The 12,231-nt window shown below is 57.2% G+C and carries 12 protein-coding genes and 1 pseudogene; 2 read left to right on the top strand and 11 right to left on the bottom strand.

What is annotated here, in order from left to right; genetic code table 11:
- Positions 1–78 precede the first annotated feature (78 nt).
- The 11 genes from virB11 to CK224_RS25105 form a co-directional block, all read right to left on the bottom strand.
- Positions 79–1,119 (bottom strand): P-type DNA transfer ATPase VirB11, encoded by a 1,041-nt coding sequence (gene virB11 / locus CK224_RS25155; protein WP_095783623.1) that lies wholly within the window; start codon positions 1,117–1,119, stop codon positions 79–81.
- Complete coding sequence (gene virB10 / locus CK224_RS25150) at positions 1,103–2,263, bottom strand: type IV secretion system protein VirB10 (protein ID WP_095783622.1); 1,161 nt, start codon at positions 2,261–2,263, stop codon at positions 1,103–1,105. Before virB10 ends, virB11 begins: the two co-directional genes overlap by 17 nt.
- The gene (locus CK224_RS25145) at positions 2,260–3,132 is read right to left on the bottom strand and encodes a TrbG/VirB9 family P-type conjugative transfer protein (RefSeq protein ID WP_095783621.1); all 873 of its coding nucleotides are present in this window, start codon (positions 3,130–3,132) and stop codon (positions 2,260–2,262) included. Before CK224_RS25145 ends, virB10 begins: the two co-directional genes overlap by 4 nt.
- A complete protein-coding gene (locus CK224_RS25140) occupies positions 3,129–3,842 on the bottom strand; it encodes a type IV secretion system protein VirB8 (protein WP_095783620.1) in 714 nt (237 codons plus the stop codon). Before CK224_RS25140 ends, CK224_RS25145 begins: the two co-directional genes overlap by 4 nt.
- Positions 3,839–3,997 carry a type IV secretion system lipoprotein VirB7 gene (locus tag CK224_RS25135; RefSeq protein WP_095783619.1) on the bottom strand — a complete coding sequence of 53 codons (159 nt, stop codon included), beginning with the start codon at positions 3,995–3,997 and terminating at the stop codon, positions 3,839–3,841. Before CK224_RS25135 ends, CK224_RS25140 begins: the two co-directional genes overlap by 4 nt.
- A gap of 27 nt (positions 3,998–4,024) precedes the next feature.
- On the bottom strand, positions 4,025–4,912 hold the full coding sequence (locus CK224_RS25130; RefSeq protein WP_095783618.1) for a type IV secretion system protein: 888 nt from the start codon (positions 4,910–4,912) through the stop codon (positions 4,025–4,027).
- Positions 4,913–4,970: 58 nt separating this feature from the next.
- Positions 4,971–5,654, bottom strand: a complete 684-nt coding sequence (locus CK224_RS25125; protein ID WP_095783617.1) for a type IV secretion system protein VirB5 — start codon at positions 5,652–5,654, stop codon at positions 4,971–4,973.
- Positions 5,655–5,667: 13 nt separating this feature from the next.
- Positions 5,668–8,037 (bottom strand): VirB4 family type IV secretion/conjugal transfer ATPase, encoded by a 2,370-nt coding sequence (locus CK224_RS25120; RefSeq protein WP_095783616.1) that lies wholly within the window; start codon positions 8,035–8,037, stop codon positions 5,668–5,670.
- Positions 8,037–8,363: a type IV secretion system protein VirB3 gene (locus tag CK224_RS25115; RefSeq protein WP_095783615.1), complete on the bottom strand. Its 327-nt coding sequence runs from the start codon at positions 8,361–8,363 to the stop codon at positions 8,037–8,039. Before CK224_RS25115 ends, CK224_RS25120 begins: the two co-directional genes overlap by 1 nt.
- Positions 8,363–8,668, bottom strand: a complete 306-nt coding sequence (gene virB2 / locus CK224_RS25110) for a pilin major subunit VirB2 (RefSeq protein ID WP_245330194.1) — start codon at positions 8,666–8,668, stop codon at positions 8,363–8,365. The genes CK224_RS25115 and virB2 overlap by 1 nt, the downstream gene beginning before the upstream one ends.
- 74 nt (positions 8,669–8,742) lie before the next feature.
- Entirely contained in the window at positions 8,743–9,525 is a 783-nt protein-coding gene (locus tag CK224_RS25105; protein ID WP_095783613.1) for a type IV secretion system lytic transglycosylase VirB1, read from the bottom strand.
- A gap of 1,094 nt (positions 9,526–10,619) precedes the next feature.
- Between CK224_RS25105 and CK224_RS25100 the strand changes: the two genes are divergently transcribed.
- Both CK224_RS25100 and CK224_RS32040 read left to right on the top strand, forming a co-directional pair.
- The gene (locus CK224_RS25100) at positions 10,620–11,339 is read left to right on the top strand and encodes a response regulator (RefSeq protein WP_095783612.1); all 720 of its coding nucleotides are present in this window, start codon (positions 10,620–10,622) and stop codon (positions 11,337–11,339) included.
- Between the two features lie 27 nt (positions 11,340–11,366).
- Positions 11,367–11,947: pseudogene (locus CK224_RS32040) on the top strand (ISKra4 family transposase); the annotation flags it as partial.
- Positions 11,948–12,231 lie beyond the last annotated feature (284 nt).

The raw sequence follows: 12,231 nt of genomic DNA, 5'->3' as shown, positions 1-12,231 counted from the left end.
AACGTCAAAAGGACATCGACGCAGAACAAAATGACGCGTCTGGTCACCGACTTATGGATCCCGAGACGTTATTCCAGCTTAGTGCTTGTTGAGAAGGTCGGCTACTGTCTCTCCCCGTCGCCGGGCATCGGCGGCGAGCCATACCTCTCCCACCTCATACACGTCGCCTTGGGTACGGAACGGTACAATGACGTCAATGGCAGCCGACAGCATGTCGAGAAGCGTGCGGTCTTCCACAGCGGCTCCTTGCGCGCTGCTCTTGACGAGTGAAAAGAGCTTTTTAAAACCTTGGACCGGATCCGCCCCATGAATCGTTGATATCGATCCCGCATGGCCGGAGACGACTTCGCTAAGGTAGGCCCAAGCGGCATCATCGCGCATCTCGCCAAGCAATATTCGATCAGGGCGCATGCGCAAGCTGGCTTGCAGCAGTTGCTCGGCTGTCACCGTCCCAACGCCTGCTCGGTCCTTCGGATAGAGTAACCGAACATGGTTCTCGTGCGGGATTGCAAGTTCGAGCGTGTCCTCGATACTGATCAACCTCTCTTGGGGGGGTATAGCGTCGATCAAAGTCTTGCTCATCGTCGTTTTGCCGCTTCCAGTAGGTCCGCAAAGCAGCATCGTAAGTCGCCCGCAAACGCAGGCCCGCAGAAATTCCTCCAAATCACCACGGTCGTAGTGCTGAAGAATCGTTTCGTCCTGCCGCTCCTGGCGCTCTTTTCTTGACCGCCATTGATTCCAACGGGAGTATTCGTAGCGAGAACAAACTTCCTTGAGTTCGGTCACACGACTTGAGGGACGCCGTATCGTCAGGCTTATTGTTCCTGAGGGTACAGCGGGCGGCAAACAGATCTGCAGCCGCTCTCCGTTCGGCAACTCAGTCGCACACAGGGGGCTTTGCGGTCCGACATCTTGCTTGCGCAACGCTCCAGCGAGTATCGCGATGTCCTCCAGATCGTCATAAGATAGCGGTAGCGGATGTTTCGTGAAAACGCCGGCCTGTCGGACAAAGGTTTCCCCCGGCCGGTTGATAGCGACCTCTTCGGTTCTTGGCTCCTCAAGCCATTTTAGAACGGGCTCGAGTAGCAAACGCAACTGAGGATCAGCCTCCGATCGCATTGTTGTCTCTCCTGCGTTCGCGATGTCGGGGGCTTGGCGCCGCGGCAGTCGCTCTAAGATCGTATACATCTGAGAAATCGAGGTCCCGAGCCACAAAGATGGACACAGCATCTCCCTGGTTTTTCTTCAGGGTAGGCGGAATGTTGACCGTCGCTCTCAGTGTCGTCTCGACGGCTTGTCCACCATTGCTCTGGAAGCTGTTGATGCCGCTTCCTCCGCCAGAGCTGGCCGCGTATTGACCGGCCGCCTGAAACGCGCCTTGGATGACGCTCATGAGAATCGCGCCGCCAAAGCGTTCCCGAAAGTGCTCGTCCACCATGCCAGGCATTCCGGAGCGGCCGAGCTCGTCAGCGCCCGGCGACGCTATCGAAACGAGGGCATGGTCTGGTGTTTCGATGCGCGTCCAGAGCACGAAGACACGCGCATCCCCCTGCTGGAGACCACGCTGGATTTCGCCAATCACGGTCGTACCGCGGTCCAAGAGCACGACATTGTTGGTTGTGCCGCGGATGTCTTTAGGTAAGACGCACTTCACATAGCCGGGTAAATTTGTGTCGATTGCCGTCTGCAAAATGCAGGGAATGATCGTTCCTTGAGTTACCACGAGATCAGGGTGCTGCAAAAGCGTGGCCCGGCTCGGCTCCTGTATATCGGACTTCAATCGGCCTGACAGATCGCCATCGATTGAACTCTCATCCTGGGTCGTGGGAGCATCCTTATGGTTGTCTTCGCTCCGCTGACCGTCATTGGGCATTTGACTGCTGCTAATATAGGCGAAAATTGGTGTTTCCTCCGGCGGCGCATCAGCTGGCGCCGTTGGGGGCGGCGTGGATGGTGCAGGATCTGCCGCCTGCGCCGCCTGCGCCGCCTGCGCCGCCTGCGCGGGTGCTGGAGGTTCGGGAGCAATCTCAATTGGCACGGGGCGGAATGGCTCGGCGTTGGCGACAATTGCCGGTTTTGGCTGAGATGGCTCGTCTTGTGTGCTGGAACGACCTCCGAGCCAGATGAGCGATAGAGATGAAATCAGAACAAGAGCAGCGACGGCCAACTTCTGCGATCCCGAAACATGCCGGCGGGTCGGCTCGGTGACCATCGATCCCGATGCATGGACATCATGTGCCGCCTGTGGGCCGGTTTCCTTCATCGGCCCGAGCCTTTCAAAACGCGCCACACGTCGGGTGTCACTGTACCGGTCCCTGGCGCTCTTCCTAAAGGATCATAAGCCCTGTTGAAAATGGACAAGACCGTATTGCCATCTCTCAGACGCCATTCCCGGGCGACTGCGGATACTTCAACATAGTCCCCTTTGACCGTGTAATTGGCAGCGGCTTCCTTGCCGTCGGGATTGATAACGTAGAGGGAGGGTATGCGGGAATTGCTTGCGAAGCCAAATACGGTCGTAAAGCCATTATCGAAAACTTCCAGCGGCGCCAGCGATCGATCGCCCTTTGCGACGTAGTGAAAATTGCTTTCGGCCGTTGCCGCAGGCCGATTGAACAAATCCTGAACTCTCTGTTGCTGCAGCACTTTCGCGCGGGCCTGACCAAGAATCGAGCGCCTTTCTGCTTCCTTTCTCTTATCAGCAGCCTCATCATCAGGATAGGTGAACTGCACACTGTAGTATAGGTCAGGTTGCTTATCGTCCAGTTTTGGCATCGCTCTCGTTGAAATACTGAAGACGTATCTCCGTGTACCCGACTCACTCTCGGCCAGCACGATGACCGGTTGCGGCGCGAGCATCCGGCTAGCCTTAAAAAAGAGGTAGTTGGCACGTGGGAGCGCAGCCAGGTCTTTGCTATTGGACACGGCCACGGCTGCGACGGTTTCGTTGGCAGCGAATGTGACAACCAGCGTTGCCCCCACTGCGGTCGACAGGTGCACCACTTCGTCAGCGCGGTAGGCAAGGTAGCGCATCCGCGCATCATGCTTGCCGGCAAGTGGTGTGTCTTCCGCGCACGCCTCCATCGTCAGGAAGAGTGAACAAGCCACCGCGAGAAACGCTCTTTTTTTCATGGCTGCACATTGCCCAGGTTGGATACGGTATCTTCCGAGGCTTGATAGGACGTGACGAGTAGACCTCCCGGATTGGTGAGCCTCGATTGGCCAGGCAGACCCGTCAAGCGCTCGTAGCGGATGGTAGCTGTCCAGGTGGTCACCATCGGCATCTGCCCATCGACAACAAGCGTACGTTTGTAACGGATCTGTTGAACGTCCGGACTGATGTCGTTTGAGGAAATATGCCCAACCTCGAGCTTGCCGCGCTTGCCGACCGTGACTTGCGGCGAAGTGGGATTCGGATAGTTGAAGAAATCTTGATATTGCTGTTGCACGGCCGGTGCGCTGAAACTAGATACGAGGTCATAGGCGTATTGGGCCGTATCTGCCGTGTAGCCCTCGCGCAGGCGTACATACTCCCATAGCGAAGCATTTATGACGGCTCGGTCTTGGGTTGCGGGCAGTTTTGAGATTGACACTTGGCTGTCAACGGTCCCGTCCGGCCGTACCCAGAGGAACACAGGTACGAGCTTGGCCAACGGGACCATGGCAGCGATGGTAAATGCTTGGGCAACGTTTCCTAGGACCGCCGCCGCCGCAAAGGCTATAAGGGCCTTTGACAGGCGCCGCGCAGACTTCGCTCGTGAAGTTTGAAACGCTTCCACCTCCTTGTAGTGGGCGGCTAGCCTTTCTCTGTCCACCAGAAGGGCATGTTCAGGAAACTTCACTTGGGCTCTTCCGCGCAATCGACCTGAAGATCCTTAGGCGTGGTTTCCCATTGTCCCACGTTGAGTTGGAATGGCGCACCCGCGCAGGTCGCAAGCCGATCGGTCGTCTTGCAGGCGGCCAAAGCTAGGATTGATAAGATTAGACAATATTTCATTTTTTTAGCACCGCGCTTTTCGATTGATTAACCGCCCACCGTTTTGGCAAAGTGGCGACTGAGGCTGTTAGGCGGTCGGTTCGCACCGGCCAAAGAGCCGCCGGCGATGCTGCTGGCGATCGCCGGAAGTGCGACGATCAAAGCGTCGCCAGCTAGGAAAAGCATGTCGAGTTCGTAAAGCCCGATGATCTTGGCTGCTGTTGTACCGGAGGCTTTGATCACCACGAGCATGATTCCCAGCGATACCGCTTCGGCCGCAATAACTATGGTGGCAACGATGTTGAGGAGGAGAAGCAGCAGCCCATACGAGAGCAGTTGGCCGATCCATTTGGCAGCCATGTCTCGAGTATGATCAAAAAGGTAGCCTACAAGAACCAGCGGGCCGATTGCCAAGAGCACCTTCGTCAGAATTCCGACGGCATCATAGATCTCAAATGCTGTCCACAGCGCACCGTAGAAAACCCATTGCGCTCCCTCGAAAGCAAGTATGTCCTGTCCATTCATAGGGCCTATCTCGGAAGCAATGACTTGAATTGCATACTGAGTTGCAGAAAACATAAAGTCGAGCTTCTGGGGGATACTTGTAAAAGGCAAGTCGCTGCCACTGATTTGATGAGCAAGCCTTGGAATCGTGTCGTCAAAGACCGATTCAATGTACTTCTGGTAGTTGTCCTGCTCTAAGATAAGAGCAACGACGATCGATACCATGATTACGCGCGAGATACCCCCGCGCGCGTCGACTTGACCACGCATGACCAGACAGCCTTGGATTATTATCCAAAGCGTCACACACGCAACCAGAGGCGCACTGACCGCCGCTTGGACGTTTTCAACGACGTTTTGCAGGCCTAACGTAAAGGCCTGATCAAAGATCGTGTGTATCGTCGTGAATGGCGCGGGAATTTTGAAATTCATGGCCTGAGCCTGATTTGTCCCTGATCAGCGCAACTGAGCCCGATGAACTCTGCGTCGTTCACGGGAGGATGCTAAACATCTTGGCGGTGTCCTGGCGTTCGCGACGCTGCGTTGCGGCCTCCTCCGCGGCGTGAAGGCTCCCTTGTGCGGTGGCCATCGTCAGCAGACTGGTGGCCTGGACATTTTGGATGATCGCATCGTGAATCTGCTTGAGGACCAGACCGTTGGTCACTGTGGCCTGCACAATATTTCGCGAGCGGGAAAGCTGACCAAGCGTGTCGCTGTTGTTCTTAAGGCGCTTGTCCATTACGTCCAGAGTGTCGGCTGCAAGAGCTGCGGCATTGGCCGCACCAGTGATTTGCCCGTTTAACAGTTTCCCTTCCGCATCGGTGCCGGTGACTATCCTAGTTGGGTCCTGCGAAATGTTACGCGCCATGGTCGAAACTGGCGCCCGAGCATCAAACATCTGCCCCTCCAGCTTGTTGCCCGACGGGTAGTGATTTCCTTGGTTCAGGGCGCCCAGCAGTCCCGTGACAGCAAATGACGACTTCAGCATCTCCACCATTTCGATCGTGGTAGCGAGCGTCTCGACTGACTTTACAAGGATCGCCGCAGTGGAACTCGCTGTTAGGGCCGATTGTATTTCTGTTGCCGGGTCGCTGACAATAAATTGTGACCGGGCCTGTGTGCTCAGCAGAAAGGAAGCAGCAAGCGTTGTTACTGCGAGCTTGGCAAATCTCATGAATATTCCTCCGTCAGTCTTGAACTTCGTGGTAACGAGCCATGAACTTATCGAGCCACGCACTTGGGGCATCGCCGTGCTGGTCACGAAGCTGGTCGGCAAAGCGCACGGTGTTGGCCCGCCCCGAGAGCACGGCTACATATTCGCGCATCTGGCCAAGATCGAATTCGCAAACAACACTCCCGCTGTCGCGCTTGAGCAAAAACTTGCGGCTGCCAATTGCCATTCCCTGGCGGATTGCCTCGAACTCTTGCGTGGTGCACTTCAAGCCATCGACATACGCAGCCCGGTCCGCCGTCGGTGATGGATAGAAAATCTTCGTCATGCATTGTGCAACGAGACTGGCTCCGAGGGGCGATTCAAGCACGTGTTCAGGCTGCTGCGTTGCGAGTATCAACATTCCGTTGTTCTTGCGAACAGTGAGCAAGAACTTGTCGATAACAGCCGAGAATTGGGGGTTGAGCAGATAGAAGCGAAATTCGTCGCAGCTCATGACGAACCGTCGGCCATCGACAACAGCGCCCACGCGGTGCAGAAGATATGCGGCGGCCGGCGCACAGACCTCCTCAAATTCCAGGAGCTGTGTCATGTCGAAGCCCGTAATGGAGGCATCCAGCCTTACTTCGTCGACATCGCCGTCAAAGGCCCATCCAAGCGCATTCCCTCTACACCACCGCTGCAGCCGCGCTCCTGCGCCCTCGGAGGCGCCGTGCAGCAGGAATTCGCGCAGGCCCGCAATTGAGCGCATGACGGGTTCGAACGAAAGTTGACGAACAATGCCACGTTCCAGTCGACGGCTTTCCTCCGGCGAGATCGGGCCACGGCCGTCGCTCTCGATTAAAGCCACCAGCCATTCGCGCAGAAAGTCCAACGAGGCGGAGGTATTGTCCAGTCCACGCAGAGGGGCCAAGCCGCTCGGAGCGCCTCTGCGCAACGCTAGATATGTCCCTCCGGTGGCTCGCACCAGCAGTTCACCACCCCGGTCCTTATCGAAAAAGACGATGGCACCATCGCGATCGACCACGCTTTGCTCAAGCATCGCGAGGATAAAGGTCATCAGCGTCGTCTTGCCTTTGCCGACAGGCCCGAATATCGCTGTCATGCCGACGTCATTCTCATGGGGGATGTAGTCGAAAGAAGTTCCACCGTTCGTGCGAAAGCGCGCAACAGCTTTGCCCCAGTGGCCGGAAATGGAACCACTTGGGAAGTTCTCAAAAGAGACAAGCCCGGCAAAATTGTGCGAGGTGATCGCGCCGGGGCGCGTGCGCCACTTGTTGTTCCCCGGAAGTTGGGACCAGTACGCGGCCTCCATGCCGATACCCTCTTGGACGATAACGGCGCCCGCGTCGGCCAGCCTTGCGCGGGCATTTGCTGCCCGATCTGCAAGGCTGTGGAGGCTGTCCGCATAGACGCACAGACTCAGATGATGCGAACCCATGACGAACTCGTTGCTTGCCAGTGCGTCCTCTGCCTCGGCAAGTTCATTGATCTGGGTGAGAGCCTTGTCGCCAGCGCTCGTCATCTGGCTGGACTTAAGGCTAAGCTTCGCATGAGCTTGTGGCCGAGTGAGGAAGGAAAAGCTCTGGCTGAGGACAAGCGGGAAGTTGGCGGACAGCAAGGGGTTTAGCATGCCTGGGCGCGTCGTCGCCGGATACTCACGGAACGAAAACAATGATCCCACGGAGCTACCGCGGGGTCTTCGGATCTCAAGCGCCCGCTTTCCGCAGATGACCTGGTCAGTGTAGATCGAGGCGCCAAGTGAGCCGGTAACCATCGGAACCGGAAGAAACCGGCAAGTCATTATCAGCCGAAGCGCCTCACCGATTTCCGTGAAGAGCACGTCGCCTTTCTCACGAATACCCAACCGGCGCAGACCGTAACCGCCGAGTGACCCAGCAATGATCTGCCAGAGGTCCTCCAGGCTTCGCATTTGTGTGGCCAGATCGTTGTCATTCCGCCTGGGGGATTTGGCAATGCGCCAGCCGATCTTGCCGATTGCGGTGCGGGGGAACACGACGACAGTGAGGAAGTGATCGTTGCGAAAGAGCTTGCCCGACAGCACACGGCTCTCGTAGGCCTCGCTCAGACTGCCAGCGAATGCACTTTGAAACTGGCGCGATGCCGGCTCCGCCACATCGTTGTTTCGCACAAGATGAGCGTATAGCGTGACATTGTCATCGGCGATGTTGCGCAAGAGAGTGTTGAACGCGCGGCAGCGCGAGTTGCGCATCTCAGCGTCTTCCAAATCAAACGGCAGCCCGTTGACGTGTGCCATGGCCATGATCGATCCGTCTTCCAGAAGGACAACCTGGTCGCTTAGATGACCGACATATGGAAGATAGATCTCGCCAGATCTCTCGGTCCGGCCACTGGCGCCAAACATTACACCATTCCTCTTCCGCGTTTCGGCACCCTGATCGGATTGGCGCTTACGCTCGCGCCGCCCCAGACCGGCCCGTCCACGCTTCTGCCGGCCGTCTGCAAATAGAGGAACGCGACGCTTGCGGCGTTATAGTCACGCTCAACAATCAGCCGTGCTCCGAACCAGAGTGGCACGAGCACGACTTCATAAAGTGGGTTCTTTAGGATAATGATGACGAGCCCCGCCAACATCATGAGCAATCCGGCCAGCGTCAGCGGCACCCCCAAAAACAGTGCGGGGCGTGTCGCCGCCACATAGAGGGTGCTCACTTCCAATCGGTCGCTCATCAGCCACCGCCTATGAGCGCCTTGCCCAGGAAACTGGCGCCAAACATGATGACGATCCCTCCAACGACACCCGCAACCAGGCCAAGTGAGGCACGACCGAACATCCAGGAGATACCGATGGCCACCAGTCCGAGCACGGCCAGTGATTGTCCGAAGGGACCAAGTATGAAGGTGCAGATATTCTGGACCATCTTGGCAGGATCCGTCCCTCCGGTCACCTGGGCCGCGGCTGGCCCGCTGGAGAAGACCGCCCACGCCACGCCTGCAGCAGCGGCCGGTACATATTCAGCCGTCATGCGCAGCATGGAAAAAGGCGAAGGAACACGCGTTTTAAGCGCACGAAGTATCTTGAGTGGCTTCATCATTGTATCTCCATGATTCAATCGAATACGAGTTTGTTCGGGGTCGAGGGTTCCCGCTCTTCCGCAGCCTGGCTGCCGGTCGGACCGGATGGATCGGCCCCGGAGCGGTCTGGCTGATAGGAGCCCCAGATATCCCAGGAATTTTGGTTGGGCTGCTTTCTATTGGCCTGTTGGCTCTGTTGGAGCAGAGGCGGCACAGCTTTTCGACCGGGTGCTTCAACATGTAGTGCATCTCGAGGGGTCGGCTCCATCGTTCGCTCAAGGTGACTTGAGATGTCCCTTGCGGCCGACTCGACCTTGCGTACATAACCGTTGGCGAAACCACGCGTGAGGTCGCCCGTGTTATAGGCCGAGATGGCACGGCGAAGCGCCAGTTGCTGCGCCGGAGCAGTCGTGCCGCCGGCATACCGGCTTTCAAGCAAGTGGGCGGCAGCCGAAAGGGAGGCGCAGGGCTCGAAAGCCTTTTCCGGCGTGAGACTGAGCATGGGAAAGTTCTTGCTGTTTATTTGCATCAATCCAACATCGACAGAATGTTGTGCTTCGAGCCGGTCCTTGATGCCCCGCGTGGCTTCCAGGTGGTCCATCCAGCGAAGCTGCTCGCCTGTGGTGTTGTCATGAGCCACCAGCGTCTCAAAGCCACTTTCAATCTTGGCAATCGCGGCCAGGGTAGACGGCGCAACCCAGGGAGCGCATTTGCGCGATAGGCGGTGGAACTCACGGGGCGAAAGTGGCGCGGGCTCGGCTGGGAGTGACATGGATGTCAACAGGACAATAGCCAGTGGCCAAACTGCAATAAACATTCCCTATCACCCACCTTTCAAGCCGCCGGACGGGTTCTGGCCCTGTCCGGCACGCGCTTATCGGGGAGGTTTGTTACTGTGTGATGTTCAAGTTGAGCTTTTCGGTTTCAATTGAAACAAAAGACATTTCTTCAGGGAGAAAAGACGCGGTCCGAGCTGGCGCAGGAGTCTGATGTGCATGCGCACTAGATCACGGATTGGAGAAAGCCGATTCTGTAAGGAGCCGCGAACGCATTTCGGCGCGGCGGAAAAATCGGAGCCGAGGTGGACATGAAGGCCGTCCATGCCCAAGGTCGGAGAATGACGCCGGCGAACCTGGTTCAGCTGTTCGGCCGCGCACTGGATGAGTTGATCATACAGTTCCATCGGGAGAAAACCGCAGGCCCTTGACGGAATCCGACGGCTATCGCCGGGCACAATCACGAGATTCGATTCTGGCGCTGTCGAGTTTTTTGAGGTGCTGCCCGTGACGTGACAGGCTCAATGTGGAGGTCTCGCGTAAGCTGAGAAATGTTAGGTCGGAGGGTAACCGTCCTCTGCCAAAACAAGATGCGATGCCGCCCGCCATCTCGGAAGGACCCGGCTTGGCAGGCGACATGCTATTTGGCACAAAACCGCTGTAGCGAATCACGTTTGTCCTTTCGCCGACACCTTTCAGGGACTCAAACGCGGCGCTGCTCAACCACGTCGGGCTCCCACGAGTCTGACGATGTCGAGATGATCCAGGCCGCAAGCGCCAGATAACGTCACGAGGGCAACCACATTGGAGGCGACTCGGCATCCATGCCGAAAGAATCCGAATGTGTGAGCAGGCCCGCGTCAAAACTGACAAAACGGGAATCATGATCCGGAAAAGCGAAAGACCTCACGGCAGGTCATGTTAGCGCTTGAACCTGTCTGGTCTCACGGCTAGATGCATGCCGCCAATTCGCGATCGACAAGGTCCAGCTTTCTACCGATTCTGGACGACCCAAGCCCTCGTTACTGGCCGCCTGCAGCGGCGGGTGGGACCAAGGGGCAGCTGTTCTATATCGGTGCCCTAGAATTGCTCGGCAACAGCTTAGACAAGGCGATTCGAAATTGAAGGTGAGCCGTTGAAACATGTTCTTGTCATCGATGATGATGCCGCAATGCGGCGCCTCATCGCCGAGTACCTCACGATGCATGCCTTGAAGGTAACCGTAGTCCACGATACCAAGCAGTTTGACTATGTTCTTTCACACGAGCCAGTCGATCTCGTGATTGTTGACCTTAATCTAGGCCGGGAGGATGGACTTGCGATCGTCCGCAATCTGGCGACAAAGTCGGACGTTCCGATCATAGTGATCAGCGGCGACCGGCTCGAGGAGGCGGAAAAAGTGGTTGCACTGGAACTTGGCGCAACCGATTTCATTGCCAAGCCTTTCGGGATGCGCGAATTCTTGGCCCGCATTCGGGTGGCGTTACGCGAGCGCATTCCGCGAACCAGAGATCAGCGCTCATTTCGCTTTGGGGCCTGGAAGCTTAGCGTCAAGCAGCGGCGACTGATCTGTGAGGTGCGTGGCGAGGTCAAGCTTACCGCATGTGAGTTCAATCTCTTGATCGCGTTCCTGGAGAACCCACGCAACGTGTTATCCAGAGAACGGCTTTTGCTCGCGAGCCGTGTGCGTGGAGAAGAGGTCTATGATCGAAGTGTGGATGTCCTGATCATGCGCCTGCGCCGAAAGCTGGAGGTTGATGCGGCCAATCCTCGGCTAGTCAAAACATCCCGTGGTGCAGGGTACTTCTTCAACGCTGACGTAGATGTCAGCTACGGAGGCACCTCGGCCGCTTGACCGCACGCTATTCTGGAGTTTCCCGAGTACATCCGCCACCGTGCCGACCGGAAGAAAAATCGAGCTGATCGCAGGCCGCTCGCGGCCTGAAGACGGCGCTCCGCGCTACATCGGTTCGTACACCGGCGATGATCGCGAACTGCAACGGCGCATTCTCGACCATCTCAAGAAGCAGGGCGTCCAGGCCAATCAGGATTTACCTTCATCAACGACGGTGGGGAAATAAGTCCGCCCTCGCTCGCGGAAACGATAGCGCCGGCGGCGAGAGCATGTCCTCGACTGGTTCCATATCGCCATGCGCATCACGGTCCTTCGCCAGTGCGTGCAAGGGCTCGAAAACCACGACCAGCAGGCCGGACAGGACCTGCTTGAAACCTTGCGCAGAATCAAATGGCATCTCTGACATCGTAACGTCTATCGTGACCGTGACGAAATCGCCGACCTGCAGTTCGACGCGGAAGGTCTCGAAACAGGCTAGCCGAACATGCGCAAGTTCATGGCCGCCGTCGGCGGGTTCCAAGCCTACATCGCCTTCCAACAGTGCCAGCCTGATCAATTACGGCGAGAGCTACCGGTCTGGAGATCGCATCAGCGCCTCTGTCGTCAAAAGAGCTGTTCTGCTTGGCCCAGCCATGGAGCTCAACGTCCCGCGTCGGAGCGCTCTCTGCTTCTGGAGGAAGCCATCAGGTCCGCTCGGGCTTGATCGGAGTCTTGCCTGATGGACGATGTATTTGCTTCGCTCGCTTGCCGCCTCGTGGCGAGGGTTTGCGGACTGTCAGTCCTCTGCCTCTTCGCCGGTCTCAACAGCGCTGTGTAATGTTCAGTGTTGATGATGACGCCCCCGCTGTTCACGCGGTTGCTCCTGTCAAGTGTACTCGTCAGCTCGTCCTTG

This window comes from Mesorhizobium sp. WSM3862, from assembly GCF_002294985.1.
In the GTDB taxonomy this organism is placed as follows: domain Bacteria; phylum Pseudomonadota; class Alphaproteobacteria; order Rhizobiales; family Rhizobiaceae; genus Mesorhizobium.
This window is presented reverse-complemented; position numbering and strand designations above follow the sequence as displayed.